Genomic DNA, 25,285 nt, shown 5'->3' on the forward strand with positions numbered 1-25,285 from the left:
GATCGCGGCACGGCGTTCCTTCTTCTTTTTTTCCTGGGGTGCAACGATGCGCGTCGGTGTGTGGCTGTTCGGCGTGATGCTCTCGGTGATCGGCACTGGCGCGGCGGCGCAGACACCGCCTTCCGGTGGCGGCGAGGCCGACGGCAGCTGCGTCGAAGTGGTGGTGAACGGCGAGCGCACGCCCGCCTACGACTGCCTGACCCGCAAGCTCGCGCCCACGATGCCCGCGCGCGGGCCGGACGACGCGGCGCCCGGGCTGGCCTCGGAAGCGATCACGCAGCGGCCGGGCAATCAGCTGGGCTTGTTCAACCGTGCGGCGACCGGGCACCGCATGGGCAACACCTTCGGCACCTCGGTGTATCCGCAGCGTCCGCCGCCGGCGGTGTACACCTCGCCGCTGCTGCCGCCCCGGCCCTGAGCGGCGGCATGCGGGAAAAAAGGCCGGGCGTTCAGAGTTGCTGGGTCACCAGCACCACGAACCCGGCCAGCGAAATGGCGACGCCCATGGCTTTCCTGAAGGTCTTCAACATGTCGTGTGCTCCATCGGTGAGATCCGTGAGCCTCGATGGTGCGCCGCTTGCGGGCGCAGCGGGTTTGGCAATCCCGATGGCCGGGATAGAAAAACTTCAACCGCGGGGTGCGGATGAACCCGGTCAGCTCGCCCGTGCGCCGGTCCGGGCTTCGGCGAGCGACAGGCGCTCGCGGGCGAACTGGCTGGCCCGCAGTCGCACGCGCGCGACCGCGGCGTCCAGCGAGGGCTGCTGCATGAAGACGAGCACGCCGCGCTTGAGCCCGCGCAGGCGAAGTTCGGCCACGCCGGCATAGCGGCCGCCGGTGGTCTGGCGGATGTCGATCTCGCTGGACCAACCGTCGGAAAGTTCGACGAAAAGATGTTGCTGTGTGGCGCTCATGTCAGTGAGGAGCTTAGGGCTACTGCCGGCGCCGCCCTAGGACATAGTTCCTAGGTATTAGCATTTAATTTCGTTTAATAACAATTTCACGCGCTTCGCGCAAAGGGACACCATGTGTGAACATCCGCATGACTTTCGGCACTCGCGCCGAAACAGCGTGCCATCTAGGATGGAGCGGCCGTGATCCGTCTCCCTCTTTCTGCGCATCCTCCCGACCGGCCTGCCCCGCAGGTCGACACCGTCCGCCCCGATTTCCGCGCCGCCGCATGAAGGACGAGATCCACTCCGCCGAACACCTCTACACCATCGAAGTCGAGGGGCGCAACGTCACGGTGCGCGACGTGATGGTGGCGGCATTCACCTACCGCATCAAACTCGAGGAACTGCTCGGCTCGCCCCGGCAGGTCGCGCACTGCTACCGGCTCTGGCGCCGGCTCGAGCGGCTCGACGAACCGCCCATGACCCGCCTGGACATCAAGTACGCCACCGCCTGGCGCGACGCGCATGCGCAGGCCTGGCAGGTGGCGCAGGTGTTTCTCACCGACCCGCACACCAAGACCTTCGTGCTGCGGCTCGCCGCGCCCTAGCGCGCGTCAGCGCATGTGCGCCATGTCCCGGATGTCGGAGCGCAGCGCGCTGCGGTCGGCGCCCACGAGCGGCAGGTTGACCAGCAATTCGAGCCGGCGGCGCAGCGAATACAGCACCTGCAGCGCGCCATGCGCCGCGTCGTCCGGGCCGGTGTTGGCGCCGGCCACGTCGGGGTAAGGCCACAGCGCCGCATCGGGCTGGCCGGGCCAGCGCGGCTGCAGCGGTTCGAGCGAGGGGTCTAGCGTGATGACGACATCGGCGTTGTGCGATCCCGCGCGCGCCAGCAGGTCCCAGCTGCGCGGCGGCGAGGTCGGCAAGGCCATGCCGGCGCTGCCCAGTGCCTCGACGGCCGCGGGGTGCACGTCCGCCGCCAGCCGCCCCGGCTGCCCGCACGAGCGCACCGAAAAGCGCTTCGCATCGAGGTGGGCAAGACAGGCCTCGGCCAGCACGCTGCGCAGCGAATTGCGCCGCGAGACAAAGACAACCTCGATCCGTTTCTGCATGGTCGAACGACTATAGCCACGCCGTGTGGCAGGTGGGTGCCGAAGCACAGGGACCCTTTTGCAGACGCCTGTTTACCCCGGACCTGCAGACATGACAAATAAGTGTAAACACTCGTAAACCTTGCGGGATGGGTCGGCGTTAGAACCGCATGACAACCGACCCTACCCTCGTTGTGCTTGCTTTCCTGGTCGGTCTTGCCGCGGGCGTGACGCTCATGAGCATGCTGGCAGTCCTGCGTTCCGACCAGGACCGCCTGCCGCGCTCCGAGCACACCCGGCTGTAAGGCAGACCGCGGGCATCGCCTGCCGGCACGTGGCCGGCCGGCGCAAGCGGGCGCGCTTGTTCAGAACCCCGACTGCTCGATCAGCACCGAGGTCGCCGCATGGACCCAGCGGCGGGCCAGGCTCTCGCGGGTGCCTTCGAAATGCGCGCGCACCTCGCGCACGCCGTCGACCGGCGCGTCGTCTTCTCCCTCCACCGTCACGCGGAACCAGGCCTCGGCCGGACGCAGGTCTTTCTTCTGCGCGGTCGGGTTGAGCGCGATCGGGCCACCGTGGTCCTGCGCCAGCAGCAGGTGCGGCAGCCGGCGCACCGGGCTGTTGTCGATGGCGCGCACCTGCCCTTCGAGCTTGCGTGTGCGGCCCTTCACGAGGATCACCGCGCGGCTGCCGGCCGCCAGGCGCTGGCGGTCGTGCTCGGGCACCAGCGCTTCCACGCGCCAGCGCCGGCCGTCGACCACCATCGCCATCAGTTGCGACGGCGCCACCCACGTGCCGGACTGCAGCAGCGGATCGACGTCGCGCAGCGTGCCGCCGTGCGCCGCCACGAGCCGCAGGCGCAGCAGCTCGGCGTCGCGCGCGCGGCGTTCGGTGTCCCAGCGGCTGGCCTGCTGCTCGGCCAGCACCTGCTGCGCCGCCGGGCGTTCTTCCAGGCCCATGGCGCCGCGTGCCGCGCGCGCGTAGGCGCTGGACATCACGCGCGCCTTCTCGCGCTCCTCGGTCTGGCCGGGCGCCTCGAGCGTGACCAGCGACTGTCCCGCCGCCACGGTCGCGCCGTCGTTCGCTTCCATCGCCGCTAGCCGCGCCGCATACGGTGAGAACACAGGCTGTTCGACGCCGGCCCGGATCACGCCCGGCGCCGAGATGCCGCCGTGCCACGGCACCAGCAGCACGGCCGCCACGAGTGCGAACAGCAGCACCGCCACGATGCGCCGCCGCGGCTTGATCTCGCCGCGCCGCGCGTGCCACACGCGCAGCTCGGCCATCACCGGCCGCACGACGAACACGCCCATCTCGACCACGAACAGGAACACGCCCAGCGCCTTGAAAAACGCGTGGTAGACGACGACCGCGATGCCGATGAAGAGCACCAGCCGGTAGACCCAGGTGGCGAACGCGAAGGCGATGAGAAAGCGGCGAAAGCCCGGCGTCAGCGTCTCGGGCGACGGGTCGTCGAAGCCCAGCAGCCAGCGCCGCAGCGCGCGCTTGGCCTGCTGCCCGGCGCGCTCGTGCAGGCCGGGAAAATCCAGCGCGTCGGTCAGCATGTAGTAGCCGTCGAAGCGCATGAAGGGGCTGGCGTTCACCGCGAGCGTCAGCACCCAGGCCGTCGTCGCCAGAAAGAACAGCGCGTTGCGCAGGTCGCCGTCGGGCATGAAGGCCCACAGCAGCGTCGACCACGCGGCCAGCACCAGCTCGGCGCAGATGCCGGCCGACGCGATGGCCAGGCGGTGCCGCGAGCGCGCCAGCTTCCAGCTCTCGCCGGTGTCGGTGTAGGCCATCGGCCACATCACGAGCAGCGCGACGCCCATGTGCCCCACGCGCACGCCGTGGCGCGTGGACATGAGCGCGTGCCCCATCTCGTGCAGCAGCTTCGACACCACGAGCGCGCCGGCAAAACCCAGCACGCCCTCCCAGCTGATGGCGCCGCGCAGCTGGGCCGCCACCGTGTCCCACTGCCGCGCGGCCAGCAGCACGCCGACGCCGGCGGCGAGCACGCTGAGCGCCACGAACCAGCGGCTGTAGAGCCACTCGACCCAGGGCAGCATCTTCTCGAGCAGCCGCGCCGGCCGCACCAGCGGAATGCGCACGAACAGGTAGTTGTTGAGCAGCCAGCGCCAGGCCGGCATCGGCGGCTTGCGGCGCACGGTGCGCAGCAGCTGGTGCTGTTCGAGAAAGCCCTGGAAGCGCGCCACGTCGTCGGCGTCGGGCGCCAGCGGGGTGTCCCGTTCGATCGCCTGCGCGATGCGCGCGGCGTCGGCCATCGGCCAGCGCTGCAGGATCTCGAACTCCAGCCAGCCGATGCGAAAGAACAGGTTGCGCACCGGGTCGCACACGTGCCAGGCCGGCGAGCCGTCGCCGTTGGCGCCGGCCGGATGGATCTGCAGTTCCTCGCGCAGCGCCGGCCACGGCGGCGGCGCTGCAGCGCCCGCGGGGGCGCCACGGCCTGCGGGCGCCGTGCCGCTCAACATCCGCACCACTCCCGCGCCGCCGCGAACGGCCGGCGCAGCAGCAGGTAGCCGAGCACGGTCCACTCGCCCGACACGCGCGCCGTGCCGCGCAGGCCGATGCGCGCCACGCCCGAGGGCTCGCTCAGGTGGCCGCGCAGCTGGTAGCTCGCCACGCCGTTGGGCGCCTCGACCGCCTGGTAGCCGGCGTGGTCGAGCCGGGCCGACACCGGGTCCAGCGGCGCCACGCGCAGGAACAGCGTCATGGGCGCGCCCGGCGCCAGGTTGACCGCCTCGCTCACCGGCGCCCAGGCCTGCACGCCGAGCACGGCCGGGTCGGCCAGCAGACCGACGCGCTCGCCGGTCTGCACCGGACGGCCGGCCCAGTCGTCGGGGTCGGAGTACACGAACACGCCCGCGGCCGGCGCCTTGATCTGCAGCTGCGCCACTTCGCGCTGCAGCGCACTCACCTCCACCTCGCGTTCGCGCAGCTTGCCTTCGGCCAGGCTCAGCTCGGCCTTGGCCGATTGCGACTCGATGGCCCGCTGCGAGGCCTGGTGCAGCTCCAGCCGCGCGGTCGACAGCGCCGCGCGCGCCACGGCCAGGCGGTTGTCCAGCGTGGTGTCGTCGAGCTCGGCGATGGTCTGGTCGGCCACCACCGGCGTGTTGGGCGGCACGGTCATGCGACGGATCACGCCGTCGCGCGGCGAGGCGATCACCTGGCTGCGCGTGGAGATCACCTCGGCCTGCAGCAGCGCGTACTCGCGCACCGGCACCAGCAGCGCGAGCGGCAGCAGCGCCAGCGCCCAGCGCAGCGGCTTGCGCGCCCAGGCTTCCTGCAGCAGCGTGCCGATGGAGCGGCGGCGCCCGGTCAGCGCCCACCACGCATGGCCGTACATCGCGCTCGCTTGCAGCAGCAGGAACTCGGGCGCCTTGGCGTCGAACTCGGTGGGCCACGGCGCCTCGCGCGCCAGGAACAGCGCGGCGCGCGCGCGCCCGTCGGGGTCAGCCATGGGCAGCACCCACACCTGGTCGGGCAGCCAGTCGGCCCAGGAGGCGGCGAGCGCGGGCGGCAGCATGCCGGGCGACAGCGCCAGCACGCGCGCGGCGGCCGGCAGTTCGTCCAGCCGCGCCTTCAGGTGGTCGGCCACCGAGGCCAGCCACAGCGCATAGGGCGAATCGGACTCGACATCGGCCAGCCCCGAATGCGCCACCAGCCGCGTGCGGCGCGCGCCGAAAAAACCGACCAGCGCGGCCTGCCGGTACGGCGCGATCGCATGGGTCTCGTTGCAGATCAGGAAGGCCAGGTCGGCCGGGCGCTGCGCCGCGCGCACCTTGGCGGCCAGCGCATGGAACGCGAGATCGGTCACGACGCTCCGCCCTTGCCGCGCGCGGCGCTCATCCCCTGCCGACCGGCGCGCGCACCTGCCCGCTCATGCCCGGCAGCACCTGGCCGGCCGCGTCGCCCGCGAGTTCGGCCTCGATCTCGATGGTCTGGCTCACCGCGTCCACGCGGCCCGACACGCGCGTGACCTTCAACACCACGGCGGCGCCGGTCTCGTCGACCGTGGCGTCCAGGCGCTGGCCGGTCTTCAGCCACGCGAGCCATTGCGAGGGCACGTTCATGCGCGCCTTCAGCGGGCCGTTGCCGACCAGCTCGACCACCGGCGCGCCGGGGTTCACGCCCTGCCCCACCTTCACATGCACGCGCGCCACCTTGCCGGCGAAGGGCGCCACGAAATTGCACTGCGCGATCTGCGCGTCGAAGATGCGGACCTGGCTCTGCGCCTTGTTCACGTTGGCCGCCGCCAGCTCGACCTCGATCTCGGCCGCCGACTGCAGGCCCTGCAGCTTCAGCTTGCCCACGTACTGCACCTTGGCCGCCTCGTGCTCGGCCCGCGCGGCGGCGCGGCGCGCCTGGATCTCGTCGCATTCGTAGGCGGCCAGCACCTGGCCCGCGCGCACCGTGTCGCCCAGGCTCACCGGCACCTTCGCGAAGCGGCCCGGCGCCGAAGCCGAGAGTACGCTTTCCTGCGCGGCCACCACGAGAAAACGCACCGGCGCCAGGTTGCCCGGCGCACCCGCCGGGGCGGCGCGCGGCGCGGGTGCCGGCTGGGCGCCGGCCTGCAAGGCGCCACCCAGGGCGCAGGCCAGGAGCACGCCGATGCGAAGCGCGGAGAAGGACGACGGTTTCAAGGGCGGGCTCGCTTTCACTTCTGCGTCACCGTGGCGCCCGTGCGCGCGAGGCGCCGCACGTCCGTGATCACCGACAGCGTCGCCGCCTCGGCAAAAGCGCTCACGGCGCTTTCGGTCGTCACGGCCGGCACGTAGCTCGCGTAGTTCTGCGACAGCAGCTCGCGCCCGCCCGGCTCGGCCAGCGTGAGCCGCCACTGGGCGCGCGTGGTGCCGCGCTGCTGCGGCACGTTGCGCTGGAAGGCCAGCGTGAGCACGAGCGCATCGGCCGACCCCGAGGCCACCAGCTCGTTGCGCGTGACGATGCGCTCGACCGCGCCGCGCACCGCCGCTTCGCTCACGCCCGACGGCAGGTCGCGCACGCGCACGGTCACCGGCCGGTTGCGCACCGGGATCAGCGCCGCTTCGAGGAACACCGCCTTCTCGCCTTCGGCCATGCTCTGCTCGATGGCCCTGGCGACGGTCTTGATGTCGGTGCTGGCCACGGTGGCCGGCATCAGGTCGATGCCGACCGAGTTGAGCACCCGGCCGTACGAGGTCTGCGTGGCCGCATAGGCCGTGGCCAGCTGGAAGCGCGACACCAGCGCGCGCGCATCGACGCGCAGCGCCTCGAGCTCGCTCTCGAGCTGGTTGCTGGCACCGGCGCGTGCCACGCTGGCCATGCGCTGGTCGACGCGGCTGGATTCGGCCGCCAACTCCTGGTCGACCACCGCCAGCTTGTAGCGCTCGGCCGACACGCGCACCTGCGTGACCACTGCCATGGTCAGCGCCAGGCGGCGGGCCTCGTCGGTCTTCTTGCGCGCGTCGTTGGTGCGGTTGATGGCCGGGATGGCCGCCAGCCGGAACAGGTCCATCGACAGGCTCACGCCCGCGTCGCTCCAGTTGCTGTTGTAGAGAAAAGAGTTGGAGTCGTAGCGCGCCCCGGCGTACAGGTTCAGGCTGGGAAACAGCGAGGCGATCTGCTTCTTGGTCTCGGCGATGCCGATGCGCGCCTTGTAGTCTTCCTCGCGCAGCTCGGCGCGGTTTTCCAGCGCGGCGACCTCGAGCTTGTCGATGTCCAGCGTGACCGGTGCGCGCCCGTCCTGTGGCCCTTCGACCAGCGTGAAGTCGACGCCCGGCGGCAGGCTCATGAGCGCGGCCAGCTCGCGCTTGGCGAACTGCATTTCCTGGCGCTTGGCGTTGACCAGCGACATCGCATCGAGCAACGCACGCTGGTAGGCCAGCCCTTGCGCGGGCGGCAGCACGCCGGCGCGCTCGGCCTCGCGCGATTTCTTCAATGCGTCCTCGATGCGCACGGCCAGCCGGTCGGCGTCACCGATGAGCTGCTGCGCGCCGATGGCGCGCCAGTAGGCGCTGCGCACGTCCTGCGCGATGTTCTGCAGGATCTTGCGGCGGCGCTCCTCGGCGATGTTGACCTCGTCGGCCGCCTGTTTGGCGCGGAAGTAACTGATGCCGAAGTCGAGCGCGTTCCACGACAGCGTGGCACGGCCGTAGTAGTGCGAGCGCTGCTCCGAGGTCGAGGGCCGCAGGCTCACCACGCGGTCCTCGATGCCGATGCTGGTGCCGCCCGAGTCGTTGCTGCGGTCGTTGTAGCCGGCGTCGGCCACCAGCTTGGGCAGCATGTCGGCGGCCGACACGTCGAGCAGGCCGCGCGCCAGGGCCGACTCCATGAGCTTGAGGCGGTAGTCGGCGTTGTACTTGAGCGCGCGCGCCAGCACCTCGGAATACGTCATGGGCGTGGCGACCGCGGCCTGGTCCTTGTACAGCTGCTTCTGGTCGTGGCGCACGCGCACCACGATCTCGTCGCGCGTGAGCTGCACCGGCGTCATGCTGCAGCCGGCCAGCATCAGCACGGCCGCGGCAGCGGTCCACGACAAGGGGAAACGGAAGGTCGACGCGGGTTGCTTGTGAATGTCGGTCATGGTGCTCGATGGATAGGACATGGTTCGATGGCTCCGGCGTTTTTCTCTGCGTCGATCAACTCGTGGGCACGCGCACGGTGGGCGTGGCGCGCTGCGGATGCCGCAGCAGGTCGCGCACCGCGTCGCGCTCCGCGGCGGCCGCGGCCACGCGGCTGGAGAACGAGCGCGCCGTGTCGGTGGCCACCGGCGCGGCGGCACCGGCTGCCGGTGCCGCATCGGCGCGCGGCACCACGATGCGCCCGCCGTCGCGCGCGGGTGCTTCGGGCGCTTCGGGGGGCGGCGGCTGTTGCGGCGCCGAGAAGCTGTCGAAATCGCCGAACAGCGGGCTCGCGCCGTCGACCAGCTTGCCGGCCGTGACACCGCGCAGCGCCAGCGTCTGCTCCACGTCGCGGATCATGCGCAGCGAGAACGACACGCCGTCGCGGCTCACGTGGTCGGCATAGTCCACGCCTTGCGGCTCGCCCCACAGGTCGGTGGGACGGTCCTCGCCGAAGATGCGGTCGCCGCCCAGCGCGCGCGCGGCGATCGCGCCCGACAGCGTCTGGCTCAGGCGCTGCGACTCCTGCACCGCGATCTGCACGAACAGCGCCGGCGTCATCGACTGGTCGATGCGGCGGCTGGTGTCGCCGAAGTCCGCCGGGAACACCTGGTCGCCCGTGAGCGGCCGGTGCTGCGAGGTGCCGTTGATGGTGACGACCAGCTTCGCCGTGCTGGTGCTGCCGTCGGCGTCGGTGATGACGTAGTCGAACACCTCGGTCAGCGTCTGGCCGTCGCCCAGCGAGGCCACGCGCACATTGCTGGCGTTCACCGAATAGCTGTAGCTGCCGTCGGCGTTCAGGCGCAGGTTGCCGTAGCGACCCGCCGTCGATCCGCCGATGGTGCCGGCCACGCCCTCGAAAGAAACACCCGTGACCGGCGTCGGCGTGCGGTCGGCGCCGAGGCGGTCGGCCACGTCGTTCGCGCCCATGCCGTCGCCGCCGAACACGTTGCCGGTCGCCGTGGCGCCGGGGCGCGTGGTGCCGATGGCGGTGGCGTCGTTGCGTGCCGTGGGCACGTCGTCGATCACCAGTACACGCAACGTGCCTTGCGTGGTGTCGCCGTCGCGGTCGGTCACCTGCAGCGCGATGTCGTCGGTGACCTGCCCGCCCGCATGGCTCTGCGCGGCGCCCAGCACGTAGGTGTAGCGCACGGTGCCCGTGGCCGCATCGAAGCCGGTGAGCGTGATGCGCCCGCGGTCGGTGGCGACGGTGACCGGGCTCGTGCCGAGCGCGGCCAGCTGCGCCGGCGTGAGCGTGACGCCGTGCACCGCGATGCTGCCCAGGCCGTCGGGCGCCGTGACGAAAAAGCTGCCCGAGACGGTCTCGCTCGCGTCGCCCGGCTCGACCAGGCCGCGCTCGTACACGGTGGCCTGCCCGGCCGTGTCGGGGCCGTTGTTGTCGCCGATCACCAGCGTCACGCCGTCGTTGGCGCCGTGGATGGTGAGGGTCAGCGTGGCGGTGCTGGTGTCGCCGTCGTTGTCGGTGAGCGTGTAGCTCACCACCTCGGTCAGCGTGTCGCCCACGACCAGCGCCTGCACGCGCGGGTCGGCGTTGTTCAGCGTGTAGGTGTAGCTGCCGTCGGCGTTCAGCACGATGCGGCCGTAGGTGGTGGTGATCGGCACGCCCACCGTGCCGGCCACGCCGCCGAAGCTCACGCCCGTCACCGGCACGCCGTTGGCGTCGTCGGCGCCGATGGTGTCGTTGGCCTTCACGTCGCCGCCCACCGTGTTCGGCGCGCCGTCCTCGGTGATGGCGTTGGTGTCGTTCACGGCCTCGGGCACGTCGTCCACGATGCGCACGGTGAGCGTGCCCGTGGCCGTGTCGCCGCCGGCGTCGGTCACGAGCAGCGCGATGTCTTCCGTGCTCTCGGTGGCGTTCGGCTGCGCCACCTGCCCGTCCAGCGTGTAGGTGTAGGCCAGCTCGCCCGTCGTCGGCACGCCGCCCACCGAACTGGTGGGTGTGAAGCCGGTGAGCACCAGCGTGCCACGCGGCGTGTCGATGGTGACCGGCGTCGTGCCCAGGTTCGCCAGCTCGGCCAGCGTCAGCGTGCGGTTGCCCACGGTGACGCTGCGCATGCCGTCGCTCGCCGAGACCACGATGGTGCCGGTGGTGATCTCGCGGGTGTCGGGGCCGCCGATGCCGTCGACCAGCCCGCGCTCGTGCACCTCGGCCTGCCCCGTGGCCGCGCCGTTGCCGTCCACGGCGCCGATGGCCGGGTCACCGTCCAGGCGGCCGTGGATGGTGATCGTCAGCGTGGCGGTGCTGGTGTCGCCGTCGGCATCGGTGATCGTGTAGCGCACCGTCTCGGTCAGCTGCTCGTTGGTCTTGAGCGCGTTGACGGCGGCGTTGTCGTTGTCCAGCGTGTAGGTGTAGCTGCCGTCGGCGTTCAGCACGATGGCGCCGTACGTGGTCGTGAGCGACACGCCCACCGTGCCGGCCGCGCCGCCGAAGCTCACGCCCGTCACCGGCACGCCGTTGCCGTTGTCCGCGCCGTCGCGGTCGTTGGCCTTCACGTTGCCGCTCACCGTGTCGGGCACCGCGTCCTCGGTGATGGCGGCCGCGTCGTCGGTGGCCTGCGGCGTGTCGTTGACGATGAGCACGGTGAGCGTGCCGTTGGCCACGTCGCCGTCGCGGTCGGTCACCGACAGCGCGATCTGCTCGGTCACTTCGGTCAGCACACCGCCGGAGCGGTGGCTCTGCGGCGCGCCCAGCACGTAGGTGTAGCTGACCGCGCCGCCGGTCACGATGCCGTTGGACAGCGTGGTGCCGCTGAAGCCCGTCAGCTGAATCTGGCCGTCGGGCGTGGTGATCGTGATCGGTGCGCCCGGCGTGAGCGCCTGCAGCTGCGCCAGCGTCACCACCGTGCCGCCGACGTTGATGCTCGCCACGCCGTCCGCCGCGGTGATGTTGAAGCTGCTGGCGGCGCGCTCGCCCGTGTCGGTGATGCTCACCAGGCCCGACTCGAACACCGTGACCTGCCCGGTCGCCGCGCCGTTGGCGTCGGTGACGGCGATGCCCGGCAGGTCGTTGGCGCCGCGGATGGTGATCGTGAGCGTGGCGGTGCTGGTGTCGCCGTCGGCATCGGTGATCGTGTAGCGCACCTGCTCGGTCAGCATCTCGCCCACCGACAGCGCCTGCACGCGCGGGTCGGCGTTGTTCAGCGTGTAGGTGTAGCTGCCGTCGGCGTTCAGCACGATGGCGCCATACGTGGTCGTGATCGACGCGCCCACCGTGCCGGCCGCGCCGCCGAAGCTCACGCCCGTCACCGGCGCGACGTTGCGGTCGTCCGCGCCGATGGTGTCGTTGGTCGCCACGTTGCCCGACACCGTGTTCGGCGCGGCGTCTTCGGTGATGGCGGCCGCGTCGTCGGTGGCCTGCGGCACGTCGTCCACGATGCGCACGGTGAGCGTGCCCGTGGCCGTGGCGCCGCCGGCGTCGGTCACCTGCAGGGCGATGGCTTCGGTGCTCTCGGTCGCGCCCGGCTGCGCCACCTGCGCGCGCAGCGTGTAGGTGTAGGCCAGGTTGCCCGCCGTGGGCACGCCACCCACCGAGGTGGTGGCCGTGAAGCCCGTCAGCGTGAGCGTGCCCAGCGGCGTTGTGATGACGACCGGCGTGGTGCCCAGGTTGGCCAGCTCGGCCAGCGTCAGCGTGCGACCGCCCACGGTGACGGTCTGCAGGCCGTCGGCCGCCGACACCGTGACGACGCCGCTGCCGTTCTCGCGTGCATCGGGGCCGGCCGGGCCGTCGACCAGCCCACGCTCGTAGACCTCGGTCTGGCCCGTGGCCGCGCCGTTGCCGTCCACCGGCACGATCTCGGGGCTGGCGTCGGAGTGGCCGTGGATGGTGATCGTCAGCGTGGTGGTCGAGGTGTCGCCGTCCGCGTCGGTGAGGGTGTAGCTCACCGTGTCCGTGAGCGTCTCGCCGTCCTTCAGCGCGTTGACGCGCGGGTCGCTGTTGTCCAGCGTGTAGCTGTAGCTGCCGTCGGCGTTCAGCACGATGGCACCGTATTCCGTGTCCAGCGCGCTGCCGACCGTGCCTGCCGTGCCGCCGAAGCTCACGCCCGTCACCGGCACGGCCGTGTCCGCGCCCTCGCGGTCGTTGGTCTTCACGTTGCCGGTCGTGGTGTTCGGCGCGGCGTCTTCGGTGACGCTGTTCGTGTCGGGATTCGCGGTGGGCACGTCGTTCACGATCAGCACCGTGAGCGTGCCGCTGGCCACGTCGCCGTCGCGGTCGGTCACGCTCAGCGCCACCGCCTCGGTCACTTCGCCCGCGCTGTGGTTCTGCGCCGAGGTCAGCGTGTAGGTGTAGCTGACCGTACCGCCGGTCACGACGCCGTTGGGCAGCGTGGTGCCGCTGAAGCCCGTGAGGCGGATCTGGCCGTCGGGCGTGTTGATCGTGATCGGTGCGCCCGGCGTGAGTGCCTGCAGCTGCGCCAGCGTCACCATCGTGCCGCCGACGTTGATGCTCGCCACGCCGTCGGCCGCCGCGATGTTGAAGCCGGCGCCCGCTGTCTCGCTGGTGTCGCCCACGCTCGTCAGGCCCGACTCGTGCACCGTCACCTGGCCGGTCGCGTTGCCGTTGGCGTCGGTCACCGTGATGCCCGGCACGTCGTTGCTGGCGCCGCGGATCGTGATGGTGATCTGCGCGATGTCGGTGCCGCCCGCGCCGTCGGAGATGGCGTAGGTGAACAGGTCGGTGAGCGTCTCGCCGGCGATCAGCGCCTGCACGCGCGGGTCGCTGTTGTCCAGCGTGTAGGTGTAGCTGCCATCGGCGTTCAGCACGATGCTGCCGTGGGTGCCGGTGAGCGCGCTGCCCAGCGTGCCGGCCGTGCCGGCGCCGGCCTCGGGGCCGGTGCGGATGCTGGTGACCGTGAGCGTGGTGCTGTCGGGGTCGTGGTCGGCCTCGCCGGGAATGCGGCCGCTGATGACGTTGCTGCCCACCGAGGGCGTGTCTTCGTCGATGCTGTGCGTGTCGTCGACCGCCTTCGGCGGGTCGTTCACGGCCGTGATGTTCAGTGTGCCGGTGAGCACGTTGCTGTTCAGCGGCTGCGGGCCGCCCGCGTTGCCGCCAGGCTGCACGTTGTTGCCGTCGTTGAGCACGATGGTGTAGACGCGCTCGTTGTCGGTGCCGAACGCCGTCGGGTTATCGCTGCTGCTGCGGTAGGACAGCTGGTCGAGCACCGCCTGCACCTCGGCCACGGTGGTGTCGGCGTCGAACTGCACCACCAGCGGCGCGCCGTTGCCGCCCGAGACGCTGACGCCCGCGGGCAGCGCGCCGTTGACGAACAGCTGGTCGCCCGGCTGGTAGCCGTCCAGGCTCACGGTGAGCGAGCCCGCGCCGAACACGCCCGCGGCCAGGCCGGGCGTGGTCGCCAGGTCGAGGTCGCCGACCGTGCCGCCGCTGACCAGCGCCACGGGCGGAATGCTGACGCCGGTGCCGGTCTGGTTGTTCTCCACCGCGGTCGCGCCGGTGGTGCCGCCGATCACGGGCGCGTCGTTGCGCGGCGCGATGGTGGTCGACACGTCGCGCAGCACCGACCACTGGCTGGTGGCGTCGTTGACGGTGGCGCTGATGTCGCCGCTGCCCGCCGCCACCGGCGCATCGGACACGCGCACGACCAGCCCGCCGGGCGTGCCGTTGAAGTCGGCCGCCGGCACGAAGCGCAGCTGCGCGCTGGTGGGCAGCAGCAAGGCGCTGGTGTCGGAGGCGCCCGTCGGCACGGCGAGCCAGTCGGTGCCGTTCAGGCTGTACTCCCACGCGCCCTGCACGGCATTGGCGTTGTTGCCCACGATGGCGATGCCGCCGAACGAGGTCGATGCATCGCCGCCGCCGCTGATGGCCGTCTGGTTGTCGGTCGCGTCGCCGTAGCCGCCGCCCAGCAGCGTGTCGACGCGCACGCCGGCACCCGTCACGTCCTCGACGCCGGCGGGCACGGTCGCATCGGTCGCCGTCGGCCGGTCGTTCACGTTGATCACCGTGGTGCTGAGCACGATGGTGCCGGCGCTGTAGACGGTGGTGCCGCCATTGTTGGCACCCGCCACGTTGACCGTCGAGCCCGAGATGGGATCGGCCGTGGCGCTGTCGTTGTTGGTGTCGGTCTCGACCAGCCGCACGGTCAGCGTGGTGGGCGTGCCGTGGAAGTTGGCGGCCGGCACGAAGCGCAGCTGCGCGTCGGCGGCCAGCACCAGGGCGGTGCCGTCGGTGCGTGCGCCGACGGGAATCCAGGTGGTGCCGTTGTCCAGCGAGTACTGCCAGGCCCCCTGCGCGGGGTCCGGGACGTGGCCCGTGATCGCGACGCCGAAGAAGGTGTCGGACGAACTGCCGCCGGTGCCACCGTTGCCGCTGTTGTCGATCAGGTCGGCGCCGTCGTCGAAGTGCGAGCCGAACAGGGTGCCCACGGGGGTGCCGGCCGCGTTGTTGCCCACGTCTTCGGTGACGTTCGGCAGCGTCTGGGTGGTGCCGCCCACCACCACCGGCGCATCGTTGACCGGCGCGACCGTGAAGACGAAGGTGCGCGTGGTGACGAGGTGGTTGCTGACCCCGTCCGCGTAGGCGAAGGTGCCGGTCGTGCTGTTGTCGCCGGGCGCCAGGCTGCCCGGACGCCCGCCGGTGTGGCCCTCGTCGTTGACCACCACGGTCACGGTGAAGGCGCCGTTCCAGTCGGCCGGCAGCGCGGCGCCGGGGGCGTCGGGCAGCGCGATCGAGATGGCGTTGATGCGGCTGTTGATCTGCGCCAGCGTGCCGGTGATGGTGATGCTGGCGCCGCCCAACGGGCCGACCGTGCCGCCGCTGCCGCCCACGCCGTTGATGACGAAGCCGGGGGGCACCGACACCGTGGCCGTCAGCACGTCGGTGGCGGCCGCGTCCTGGTCGGTGACCGTGAGGCCGGTCAGCATGACGCTGCCGTTGCCCTCGTCCACCGTCGGGTTGCCGGCCGCGATGTGGGCCGGGTCGTTGATCGACGACGGGAACAGCGTGCGGTAGGCCGAGGCCACGTTGGCCGTCAGCCCCGCGGGGATCAGCGCGTAGGGGTTGACGTTGGTGGTGGGCACCGCCACCGTGCCGCCGCTCGCGTTGTTGTTCTCGCCGCCGTTGGCGCCGCCCGCCAGCGCGCCGCTGCTGTTCTCGCGCAGGCGGTCGTCCGCGATGACCTGCACGCGGTAGGTCTGGTCGGTGTTGGCCAGGCTGCCGCCCAGCGCCACCTGCAGGCCGTCGAGGTAGGCCTGCACCTGCGCGCGCGTGCCGCGGATGACGAGCGCGCTGCCGGTGCCGTCGTAGGTGCTGTCGATGGTCACGCCCGAGCCGGCTGCATTGCTCGAGGTGATGGTGATGGCGTCGCTGCCGCCGTCCGTGTACTGCACCGCGCCCAGCGGCGCGCCCGTGCCGTTGGTGATGCGCACGGTGACCTGCAGGAAATCGGCTTCGCCGGGCGCGATGCCGCCGCCGTCGCCGTCGATGTCCAGGTCGCGCACGACGAAGCCCGGCACGGCCGACGGCGCGTTGCCGCCCGTCAGGTACAGCGGCGTGTTCGGGTTGGTGCCCGGTGTGAGCCCGGCCGTCGGCGCGTCGTTGACCGCCACGATGGTCAGCGCCATCGTCATGTCGGGCGGGTTGTTCGACACGCTGCCGCCGCCGGTGTCGCCGCCGATCTGCGAGCCGGTGTCGTCGAAGGACACGGTGAGCGTCACGTCGCCGGCGTCGGCGCCGTTGAGGTCGTGGTTGACGTGGGTGGCGCTGCGGTAGGTCAGGCCCGTGGCGGCGCCGCTGGTGATCAGCTCCTGGATGTCGCTGGCGCGCCCGGTGAGCGTGAGCGCGCCGGTGTTGTCGCCGGCGATGGTCACGACGCGCCCGCTGGGCAGCGTGAAGCTCGTCTGCCCGCCGGTGCCGCCGATGCCCAGCGTGCCGTTGGGCACGGTCAGCCGCAGCGTGATGGGCGTGCCGAAGGCGGCCGATTCGGGGTCGGACACCACGAAGCCCGTGCCGATGTAGGTCGGCTGGTCTTCATAGACCGTGTGCACGGGCGGCACGACCAGCACGCCCGGGTCGTTCTCGCTCGACGCGCGCACCAGCACCGAGGCGGCCGCGAGGTTGCCCGTGATGTCGCCGGTGGTGGGCACCGTGTCGGCGTACCAGTCGTACTCGGTGGTCGGGATCGCGATGTTCGGCCCGCCCGGCACGCTCGGCTCGTTCTGCGGACCGCCGTTGGCGCCGGGCTGCAGCACGCCGGTGGCGGTGTCGCGCAGGCGGTCGTCGACGATCACCTGCAGCCGGTAGGCCTGGTCGCGGTCGGTGTCGAAGGTGAGCGTCAGGCCGGCGAGCGCGGCGTTCACCTGGGCGCGCGTGCCGCGCAGCGTGAGGAAGTCGCCGCTGCCGTTCTTGTCGGCGTCGACGGTCACGCCGCCCATCGAGGTCGAGCCGATGGTGGCGCCCGCGTAGGCCGCGGCATTCAGCGGGTTGCCGTTGGCGTCCAGCAGCCGCACCGTCACCTGGACGAAGTCGGTCTCGCCCTGGATCACCGCGTCCAGGTCGGTGTCGCCCACATGGAAGCCGGGCACGGGGTTGTGCGCCGGGTTGCTGCTGTCGATGTCGATCGGGCCGGCCGGCGCGGTCACCGTGGGCGCGTCGTTCAGCGGCGTGACGTAGATCCAGAACTGGCCGCCGGTCTGTTCCTTGTCGCCGTCGCTCAGCGTGAAGGTGAAGCGGTCGCTCGGCGGATCGCCGTTGGCTTCGGTGTGGCCGTCGGATTCGTCGCCCGAATTGAAATAGTAGATGCGCCCGGCGTTCACGTCGGCCTGCGTGAACGAGGAGCCCACGCCCAGCGCCACGAAGTTGACGCCGTCGGTCGAGTACATGATGCGCCCGTGCGTGGTGACGGAGGTGATCGTGTACTGCAGCTGCGTGAGCGTGCTGTCGGGGTCGAAGGCCCTGAGCATGCCCGGCGTGATCTGGCCGCGCCCGCCCTCGGCCACGGTCAGCGGCTGGTTGGCGGTGCCGGGCGGGTCGGGCTGCGTCGGGTCGGGCGCGATCACCGGCGCGTCGTTGACGTTGGTGATCTGGATGCCGACGGTGACGGGGTTCGACGCGGCGCCCCAGCGGTCCACGGCATGCACGTTGAACTGGGTGGTGCGCACTTCGGAACCGTCGCTCACGAAGCGCAGGCCCGTGGTGCCGGCGCTGCCGGTGATGAGCGAGGCGTCGATGCGCTGCCCCACGGCCACGGCCACCCAGGCGGCGCCGTTCCAGTACTGCAGCTGGCCGCCGGTGGGCAGGCTGTCGAACTCGAACTGCATCGCGCCCGGCCCGCTGCCGGCGTTGTTGAAGGCGTAGTTCGGGTCGCCGTTCAGCAGCGTGGCCGAGCCTTCGAGGTAGCTTTCGCTCGCGGCGTCGTCGGCATCGACGACGCGGATCTGGCCGGTCGTGAGGTAGGCGGTCTCGCCTTCGCGGATGACCGTGTTCGACGAACCGGTGGCCACGGGCACGTCGTTGACCGGCGTGATGAAGAACGAGAAGCTGGTGTTCCAGACGTTGCGCACGCCGCCGACGGCGACACCGGCCGTCACCGAGAGCGACACGGCCGACTCGAAGTCTTCCACGTCGCCGTCGTGCTGGAAGCGGATGCGCCCGGCGTTCAGGTCTTCCTGCGTGAAGGTCTCGTAGGTGTCGATGTCGACCCAGGCCGCACCGTCGAAGCGCTGCAGCACGCCGTTGCGCACGGGCCCGGTGGTGCCGGTGTAGTCGGTGACCGTGTAGATCACCTGCGACGGCGGCACGCCTTCGACCACGTAGCTCAGGCCCGGCACGGTGTTGAAGTCGGAGCCGGTGCCGCCCAGCACCACCGAGCCGCCTTCGCTGAGCGTGCCGCGCGTGGCGCCGTTCTGGTCGGTGCCCGCGTGGTTGGAGCCCGAGGTGGTGACGGTGCCGTCGATGGTCTGCAGCGGATCGCCGTTGCCCGCCGGGGTTTCGACGAGGTTGATCGTGAACTCGTAGGTCTTCAGCGTGCCGTCGGGGTTGCGGTCGGCGCCTTCGCGGATCACGGTGTTGCCGTTCGCGTCCCAGGTGGGCCCAAGCGTGTTGTCGACCACCTGGAAGCTGAAGGTGTCGGTGTCGCCCGCCGCCGCGCCCTGCGTCTGCACGTACTGCACGCGGCCCGAGCGCACGTCTTCCATGGTGAAGGTGCCGCCCGGCGGCAGGATCTTGCCGTCGAGCAGCAGGTAGCCCTGGTTCAGGCCGTTCATCGAGGTGACGGCAAAGGTCAGGTTGTCGTCGCTCGAATCGACGTCGGTCGCGCCGAGCATGCCGGGCGTGAGCGTCACGGTGTAGCCGCCGCCCGCCGGGTCCACGGTCGCCTCGAGCGTGCTGCCGGGGTCGAGCACCGGGTCGTCGTTGGCCGGGCGCACGTTGATGGCGATGGTGCCCGAGGTGGACGACGGCGTGCCCGTGCCGCCGCCGGCATCGCTCACCGTGACGCCGAAGCCGTCGGTGAACGGGTAGCTCTGCCCGTTGTTGTCGCGCTGGCCGTTGTTGCCGTAGGTGAGGCCGCCGCGGTCGTCATAGCCGAACACGAAGCCGGCGTCGATGTCGGCCTGCGTGATCGCGCGGTTGGTGACGTTCTGGGGCACGCCGCCGATCAGCACCGTGCCGGTGAAGTACAGCGTGCCGTCGGTGGGCAGGCTGGTCAGCCGCACCGTGAGGTCGCCGCTGGCATCGTCGCCGCCGCCGTCGGCGACGATGAAGTTGCCCACCACCGAGGCCGGGTTGCCGCCGGGGTCGATGGCGTTGGGCGGCTGCCCTTCGAACACGCTGCCCCCGCCCGAGACCACGGGCGGCTGGTTCAGCGGCGTGACGTTCAGCGTGATGGTGGCGTGGTCGGAGCCGGCCAGCGGCGTGGCGCCGTCGTTGACCACGATGACGAAGCTGTCGGCCAGGTTCTGGTCCGCGCCGGTGGCCGTGTGCACGTAGGCGACGCGGCCCGCGAGCACGTCGGCCTGCGTGAAGACCGAGCCCACGCCGATGCGTTCGCCGTTGAGCGTGAGGTAGCCGTGCGTGGTGTTGGTCGCGATGCCGTAGACGATCTGGCCGGTGTTCTGCGAGCCGATCGTGACCTCGGGGTCGACGGCGTCGAGCGTGGTGCCGGTCAGCAGCGTGGTGCCACCCTCGGAGACCGTCTGCGCCGCGTCGGCCACCGTGGTCGGGTCGTTCGACGGCGTGATCGTCACGTCGAGCGCGCGGTTGGCGGTGAGCGCCGGCGTTTCCGAATCGGTGATCGACACCAGGATGCGCGTGGTGGCCGTGGCGTTGCCCAGCTCGGTGTCGGCGGCGGTGAACACCAGCTGGTTGATCCAGGCATTGGCGTCGGCCACGCTGCCGACGAAGCGGTAGCCACCGGGCACGGTGGTGACGCCGCTCATGCTGGCGCTGGACAGCGCGCCCAGCGCGGGGTTCTCGACGGTCACGTCGACCGTGACGTTGCCCGCGCCGTCGTCGGTGAGCGTCCAGCCACTGAGCGTGGCGCGGTCGGCGCCCGGCGCGTTGAGCGAGCTGGGTTCGCTGACCGTGAGGCGCGGCGTGGTCGTCGACACGGTGGGCGCGGCCAGCAGACCGTCGTAGTCGGCGGCGGCGAAGGCGCGCGACTCGATGAATCCCGTTGCGACCTCGAGCGACCAGTCGCCCTGGCGCGAGGCGGCGCCGGTCGCGTCGAGCGACGCCGCCACGTCGGCGCCCGTGGCGCGGCCCAGGGCCTGCACGAAGCGTTGCCCGTCGGCGCCCACGTCGCACCCGTAGAGCAGGATGTCGCCGTCCGCGCCCAGGCTCGCGCCGATCGCCTGCCAGGCGCCGGCCGAGCGCGCCAGGCCGGCGACGTCGAGGGTTTCGTTGCCCAGCGTGATCTCGCCCGCGCTGCCGTGGCTGAGGATGTGCAGCGCCGTGAGGCCGCTGCGCCCTTCGAGCGCCTGGCGCAGCTGTTCGACGCCGGACGAGCCGGTGTCCAGCAGGATCAGGCCGGCGCCCTGCGGCACCGAGGCGGCGAGCTGCTGCCAATTGGCAACATTCTTGTCGATGACGTAGACCTCGCTGGCCGGGGTCGGGGCCGGGCCAGGCGCGGTTCGCGCGTCCGCTTCGGGCGTGCTTTCGCGCCCATGCGGCACGGCAACGGGCGCCGCCGCGTCGGCGGCATGCGGCGCATCCCCGTGCGGGCCCTGCGGCGCGTCCGCCGGTGCCGCCGCGGCGGCCTCCACAAAAGCGGCGCCATCAAATAGCTGCCGGCTTTCCAGCGCAAATCGATGAGCGCGTGGGCGAAGGAATTGGGGCGATTGAGACCTTGGCATGGCTCAAAGTGTGACGACAAATATGCAAATGTGTCCACTATTAACGTTCTATCTTTTCGAGCCAATACCGTCAAAAAATCGCAAAAACAACGTCCTCCTTTGCTTTTCTCATCAATTTGAAATTAATTGTTACCAACACATCGCGATCCATTCACTTGCTCATATGGAAGGCATATCCATCGCTGTATTCCTCTCCGTGCAAGGCGATCTTCCCTCGACAGCCAGGCGATCGAAGCCTTTGATGAATTCCGTCCGATTGAATTACCCGATCTATTTCCAATTTTCAACTACGGGATTCCGTAGAAAATCGGGGCGGGAATTCCCTATTCCTTGATGGCAAAGAACTCGGTCGTCATGAATGGCGCGCCAACGCCTCAATTCATCGCAGCCGATTCACAACTGAAAGAGGATGTGCATGCCATCCGGCAATGAGAACCTTTGCCATAAGAATTAATTGATGCAATGCACAACCCAAGGGTCCGGCGGCAATTCGATCGACCGGGAACCGGGCCCCGTCCGGCCATGTCCTGCCGGCTGCCGCGCACCGCGACAAGCGGGTCTGCGGCACGGGGTTGTAACCATGTGCGTGACCGCCGAAGAGGCACGGCAGGCCGCTCGGTCGACTCCGGAAATGGACTGCGCCGCGCCCCCGGGAAACTTCACGCGGCCTCGTAGCTTCGATGTAATTCGAAAGAATCAACAACATCCGCTTGCAGATGCGAGACCGGTCAAGCACCCGGTTCGACGGGCCATCGCGCCCCCTGCGTACGCCTGCGCACCTTCGAATGCTTAACCCGGCAATATTTAACGATTAAAGATAATTGTTACGTTTTTGGAGCATCTGCAGCCCCCCGATTCCTGCCTTCGCGGGGGTCTGTTGCACAGGGCGCGGTGATACTGTTCCGGCCCCGAATCTTGCGTTCCTGGTGTGCGCACTGCGCGCCGGAGGACACGAGGCGTGGCACATCATCCAACTCGCTCATGTAAGAAAAAATGAACAAACTGCTCGCACTCATCTTCGTGGCTGCCGCCATCACCGCTTGCTCGAAGCAAGAGTCCACGCCCGCAGCGCCGGCCGCTCCCGCAGCACCTGCTGCCACCGCACCGGCCACGCCGGCACCCGCACCGGCCGCCAGCGCACCGGCTGCTGCTGCGCCCGCAGCCACCACGACGGCATCGGCCGACGTGCCCAAGGAATGCCAGGAGTACCTGGACAAGGTGAGCGCCTGCGTGGGCAAGCAAAGCGGCGCAGCCGCCGACGCGCTCAAGGGCAGCCTCGAGCAGACCAAGGCCACCTGGGCCAGCTACGGCGCCAACGCCGCCCAACTCGGCGCCGCCTGCAAAGCCGCTTCCGACGCCTTCGCCGCACAAGCCACGGCCATGAAGTGCTGATGCACTGAGTCGCTGACGCCGGCGAGGTTGCCCTCGCCGTGCAATGCGACACACACCTCCTCGTCCTCGACGAGGAGGCGCCGCCCCCACAACAACGGTCGGCGCAAAACGGTCCCTGTCAGACCGCAAGAATCCTTCCCATGACAGACCTCCTCACCAACCTCACCTGGCACGCCCTCTCGGGCCCGCATGCGTCTTTTGCCGCCGGCACATCGACCGCACGCCGCTACGCCACAGGCTTCTCCCCCATCGTCGGCTTTGCCGACGCACTGCACCCCGACCTCGACGCGCTGCTGCCCTTCTGCACGCCGGACGAACACTTCTATGCCATCGGCTGGTCGGGCCCCGCGCCGTCCACCTGGCAGGTCGACATGGAATCGGTCATCGTGAAGATGATCTGGGACGCGCCTGTGCCCGTGGCCGACACGCTTCCCGATGTGGTCCGACTGGGCACTGCCGATGTCGAACAGGTGCTCGCTCTGGCCGCCCTCACCCGCCCCGGGCCCTTCTCTACGCGGACCATCGAACTCGGCGAGTACTTCGGCTGCTTCGACGACAACGGCCGTCTCGTCGCAATGGCCGGCGAGCGCATGGCCGCCGGCACGCTGCGCGAGATCAGCGGCGTCTGCACGCACCCCGATGCGCAGGGCAAGGGCTACGCGAAGCGCCTCGTCACGCGCCTGGTGGCGCAGCAGATGCAGCGCGGCGAAGTGCCGGTGCTGCATGTGATGCAGGGCAACGCGAGCGCGCGGAGGATTTACGAGCGCATGGGTTTTCGCGTGCACAGCGAACCGGTGGTTCGCGTGATCTCTCGGCGCTGAGCGGCGCCGCGCCTGCGGCCCGAATCAGGCCGCCGCCACCCCACGCTCGCTCGTGATCTCGGCGCCTTCGCGCATCGTCTTCGTGACAGGCGTGTTGGCCACCACCTCGAGCAGCCGGCTCCACTGCGCATCGGTCAGCGGTGCGCTGGCGTGCAGCACGCGGTGGATGTGCGCCTTGCCGTCCGCGTCTTTCGAAAAGCTCAGCTCGGCCTTGAACTCGCCCAGCTCCCAGCCCTTGCGTTGGGCGTACATCCGCAGCGTGATCGCGGTGCAGGCGGACAGCGCGGCCAGGTAGTAGTCATAGGGCGCCGGCCCCGCGCCCTGCCCGCCCAGCGATGCCGGCTCGTCCGCCACGAGCTGGAACTTGCCGACCTGGATGCGATGGTTGAAATTGACGTCGGTGGAGACGATCGTTGCGGTGTGGCCCATGGGTGTGCTCCTGTTGGCGATGAAGCATTCTGGCGCGCTCAGCGATCGAGCACCGCGTGCGGCCAACGCCCCGCATCCACGCGCTCCTGCACCACGGCGCGCAGGATGTCGATGAGCACTTCCGTCGCGCGCGACGGCGGCCGGTCGGAGGCGCGGGCCAGCACGCGGCGCAGCCGCAGCCCCTCGATGGGAATCGCGACCAGCCGGCCGGCCTCGATCTCGTCCTGCACCACCGCCGCGAAGTGGACCGTGAGGCCCAGGCCCTCTTCCACCAGGCGGGCCGCCACGCTCAAGGTCTCGACCTCGACCACCGGGTTCAGCACCACCCCCGCGCGCGCCGCCGCCGCTTCGAGCTCGAGCCGCACGCCCGACTTGGACACGCCCGTCATCACCAGCGGCAGGCCGGCCAGCCGGGGCAGCTTGATCTTCGTCATGCGCATCAGCCGCGTGTCGTCGGTGCGGCCGATGAGGCACAGCGATTCGGTCATGAGCGGCGTGGCCAGCACGTTGGCCAGCTGCATCGGGCCGTTGAGGATCGCGACATCGACCGCCCCCTGCTCCAGCATGCCCAGCAGCGACTGCGAGAAGCCTTCGACGATGCGCAGCCGCACATCGGGGAACTGCTCGCGCACCGCGCGCGCCAGCGGCACCGCAAGCAGCAGCGCGAGCGCGGGCGACAGGCCGATGGCCACTGGCCCGCGCGGGTCGCGCTGGCGGGCCGTCATGTCCTGCTTCATCTGCTCGGCATAGCGCAGCAGGAACGACGCGCGCTCCATGAGGAACACGGCCTCCTCGGTCGGCGTCGCGCCGCGCGCGTGGCGCTCGAACAGGCGCACGCCCAGTTCTTCCTCGAGCAGGCGGATCTGCCGGCTCAGCGCCGGCTGCGCCACATGCAGCACGGCGGAGGCGCGGCCGTAGTGCTGCTGCGTGGCGAGCACCACGAAATACCGAAGCTGTCTGAGGTCCATGCGGGGATTCCAGGTCGTTGCCACAAGAGCGGCCGAGGGTCACCGGACACCTCATACCGAAATGTTATCGAATCGCTCGAAAAATGGTAATGGACGCATGAAAGACCGTTGCCTACAGTGGGCCTCGCAGAACGTAAACCGCTGCTTTTTCGACGAATCCGAACCTCATCGCATCAAGGAATAGACATGGACCCCACCCTCCAGGAAATGGAATCCACCCGCATCGCCCGCTGGGGCAAGGTCGCGCCCTACGGCGAGACCTTCATCGAGAGCCGGCTGCCGGGGATGAAGAAAAACATCTACAAGATCATGAACCGCGGCGTCCTGGAGAACAAAGGCGTCCAGCCGGCAATTCCAGGCAACCACCGCTTCGGCGTGACCTTCATCGAAATCCCGGTTGGCCAGGGTGCCAGCCTTCACGCACACAAGACCGAGGAAGTCTTCTGTCCGCTGAACGGGCAGATGGAGGTCATCTGGGGCGAGAAGGGCCAGTACTCCGTGATGCTCAACCAGTGGGACGTGATCTCGTGCCCCATCGGCGTGATGCGCGGTTTCCGCAATCCGAACGATCACGCGCTGGTGGTGTATTCGGTCGTCGGTGGAACCGACGAAGAATGCGGGCGCATCGCCTGGCACGAGGATGTCGTCAGGGCTGCAGAGGCCACCGGCCTGGTCTACGGAACCGACGGCTACATCAAGGAGAGGGCGCCAGAAAGCAAGTAGTCGCCGCGCCGACCGCGCGAACTGGGCAAG

The 25,285-nt window shown here is 70.2% G+C and carries 15 protein-coding genes; 6 read left to right on the forward strand and 9 right to left on the reverse strand.

What is annotated here, in order from left to right:
* Nucleotides 1-46 precede the first annotated feature (46 nt).
* The gene (locus tag AC07YS_RS07295) at nt 47-418 is read left to right on the forward strand and encodes a hypothetical protein (protein ID WP_095745878.1); all 372 of its coding nucleotides are present in this window, start codon (nt 47-49) and stop codon (nt 416-418) included.
* A 235-nt stretch (nt 419-653) separates the two neighbouring features.
* Here the strand turns inward: AC07YS_RS07295 and AC07YS_RS07300 are convergent, their stop codons facing one another.
* Entirely contained in the window at nt 654-911 is a 258-nt protein-coding gene (locus AC07YS_RS07300; protein WP_062482654.1) for a hypothetical protein, read from the reverse strand.
* 266 nt (nt 912-1,177) lie between these two features.
* On the opposite strand from AC07YS_RS07300, the gene AC07YS_RS07305 reads away from it, so the two are divergent.
* Complete coding sequence (locus tag AC07YS_RS07305) at nt 1,178-1,498, forward strand: hypothetical protein (protein ID WP_062482657.1); 321 nt, start codon at nt 1,178-1,180, stop codon at nt 1,496-1,498.
* 6 nt (nt 1,499-1,504) lie between these two features.
* On the opposite strand, the gene AC07YS_RS07310 is transcribed toward AC07YS_RS07305, so the two are convergent.
* Nucleotides 1,505-2,002 (reverse strand): arsenate-mycothiol transferase ArsC, encoded by a 498-nt coding sequence (locus tag AC07YS_RS07310; RefSeq protein ID WP_070061203.1) that lies wholly within the window; start codon nt 2,000-2,002, stop codon nt 1,505-1,507.
* Between the two features lie 149 nt (nt 2,003-2,151).
* On the opposite strand from AC07YS_RS07310, the gene AC07YS_RS07315 reads away from it, so the two are divergent.
* The gene (locus tag AC07YS_RS07315) at nt 2,152-2,286 is read left to right on the forward strand and encodes a hypothetical protein (protein ID WP_495267777.1); all 135 of its coding nucleotides are present in this window, start codon (nt 2,152-2,154) and stop codon (nt 2,284-2,286) included.
* Nucleotides 2,287-2,346: 60 nt separating this feature from the next.
* Here the strand turns inward: AC07YS_RS07315 and AC07YS_RS07320 are convergent, their stop codons facing one another.
* Genes AC07YS_RS07320 through AC07YS_RS07340 form a run of 5 tightly spaced genes read right to left on the reverse strand, consistent with a single transcriptional unit; the run spans nt 2,347 to nt 20,832 of the window.
* On the reverse strand, nt 2,347-4,470 hold the full coding sequence (locus AC07YS_RS07320) for a site-2 protease family protein (RefSeq protein WP_495267778.1): 2,124 nt from the start codon (nt 4,468-4,470) through the stop codon (nt 2,347-2,349).
* On the reverse strand, nt 4,464-5,816 hold the full coding sequence (locus AC07YS_RS07325) for an efflux RND transporter periplasmic adaptor subunit (RefSeq protein WP_495267779.1): 1,353 nt from the start codon (nt 5,814-5,816) through the stop codon (nt 4,464-4,466). Before AC07YS_RS07325 ends, AC07YS_RS07320 begins: the two co-directional genes overlap by 7 nt.
* 28 nt (nt 5,817-5,844) lie before the next feature.
* Nucleotides 5,845-6,642 carry an efflux RND transporter periplasmic adaptor subunit gene (locus AC07YS_RS07330; RefSeq protein WP_495267780.1) on the reverse strand — a complete coding sequence of 266 codons (798 nt, stop codon included), beginning with the start codon at nt 6,640-6,642 and terminating at the stop codon, nt 5,845-5,847.
* 14 nt (nt 6,643-6,656) lie between these two features.
* Nucleotides 6,657-8,561: a TolC family protein gene (locus AC07YS_RS07335; RefSeq protein WP_495267781.1), complete on the reverse strand. Its 1,905-nt coding sequence runs from the start codon at nt 8,559-8,561 to the stop codon at nt 6,657-6,659.
* Between the two features lie 55 nt (nt 8,562-8,616).
* Nucleotides 8,617-20,832, reverse strand: coding sequence for a cadherin-like domain-containing protein (locus AC07YS_RS07340; protein ID WP_495267782.1), 12,216 nt, complete (start codon nt 20,830-20,832; stop codon nt 8,617-8,619).
* 1,083 nt (nt 20,833-21,915) lie between these two features.
* On the opposite strand from AC07YS_RS07340, the gene AC07YS_RS07345 reads away from it, so the two are divergent.
* On the forward strand, nt 21,916-22,314 hold the full coding sequence (locus tag AC07YS_RS07345) for a hypothetical protein (protein WP_062472018.1): 399 nt from the start codon (nt 21,916-21,918) through the stop codon (nt 22,312-22,314).
* A gap of 140 nt (nt 22,315-22,454) precedes the next feature.
* Entirely contained in the window at nt 22,455-23,135 is a 681-nt protein-coding gene (locus AC07YS_RS07350; RefSeq protein WP_495267783.1) for a GNAT family N-acetyltransferase, read from the forward strand.
* 24 nt (nt 23,136-23,159) lie between these two features.
* On the opposite strand, the gene AC07YS_RS07355 is transcribed toward AC07YS_RS07350, so the two are convergent.
* Together AC07YS_RS07355 and AC07YS_RS07360 are read right to left on the reverse strand one after the other, a co-directional pair.
* On the reverse strand, nt 23,160-23,564 hold the full coding sequence (locus AC07YS_RS07355) for an OsmC family protein (RefSeq protein WP_492696731.1): 405 nt from the start codon (nt 23,562-23,564) through the stop codon (nt 23,160-23,162).
* Between the two features lie 38 nt (nt 23,565-23,602).
* Nucleotides 23,603-24,532 (reverse strand): LysR family transcriptional regulator, encoded by a 930-nt coding sequence (locus tag AC07YS_RS07360; protein ID WP_062472012.1) that lies wholly within the window; start codon nt 24,530-24,532, stop codon nt 23,603-23,605.
* Nucleotides 24,533-24,718: 186 nt separating this feature from the next.
* Here AC07YS_RS07360 and AC07YS_RS07365 point away from each other — a divergent pair, with 186 nt between their 5' ends.
* On the forward strand, nt 24,719-25,255 hold the full coding sequence (locus AC07YS_RS07365) for a cupin domain-containing protein (RefSeq protein ID WP_495267784.1): 537 nt from the start codon (nt 24,719-24,721) through the stop codon (nt 25,253-25,255).
* Nucleotides 25,256-25,285: the final 30 nt, after the last annotated feature.

It is taken from the genome of Variovorax sp. GW458-11-26-14-LB1 (assembly GCF_059423965.1).

Coding starts and splice junctions, on each gene's coding strand:
- AC07YS_RS07295 (WP_095745878.1), top strand. CDS start 47: ATGCGCGTCGGTGTGTGGCTGTTCGGCGTGATGCTCTCGGTGATCGGC.
- AC07YS_RS07300 (WP_062482654.1), bottom strand. CDS start 911: ATGAGCGCCACACAGCAACATCTTTTCGTCGAACTTTCCGACGGTTGG.
- AC07YS_RS07305 (WP_062482657.1), top strand. CDS start 1,178: ATGAAGGACGAGATCCACTCCGCCGAACACCTCTACACCATCGAAGTC.
- AC07YS_RS07310 (WP_070061203.1), bottom strand. CDS start 2,002: ATGCAGAAACGGATCGAGGTTGTCTTTGTCTCGCGGCGCAATTCGCTG.
- AC07YS_RS07315 (WP_495267777.1), top strand. CDS start 2,152: ATGACAACCGACCCTACCCTCGTTGTGCTTGCTTTCCTGGTCGGTCTT.
- AC07YS_RS07320 (WP_495267778.1), bottom strand. CDS start 4,470: ATGTTGAGCGGCACGGCGCCCGCAGGCCGTGGCGCCCCCGCGGGCGCT.
- AC07YS_RS07335 (WP_495267781.1), bottom strand. CDS start 8,561: ATGACCGACATTCACAAGCAACCCGCGTCGACCTTCCGTTTCCCCTTG.
- AC07YS_RS07345 (WP_062472018.1), top strand. CDS start 21,916: ATGAACAAACTGCTCGCACTCATCTTCGTGGCTGCCGCCATCACCGCT.
- AC07YS_RS07350 (WP_495267783.1), top strand. CDS start 22,455: ATGACAGACCTCCTCACCAACCTCACCTGGCACGCCCTCTCGGGCCCG.
- AC07YS_RS07355 (WP_492696731.1), bottom strand. CDS start 23,564: ATGGGCCACACCGCAACGATCGTCTCCACCGACGTCAATTTCAACCAT.
- AC07YS_RS07360 (WP_062472012.1), bottom strand. CDS start 24,532: ATGGACCTCAGACAGCTTCGGTATTTCGTGGTGCTCGCCACGCAGCAG.
- AC07YS_RS07365 (WP_495267784.1), top strand. CDS start 24,719: ATGGACCCCACCCTCCAGGAAATGGAATCCACCCGCATCGCCCGCTGG.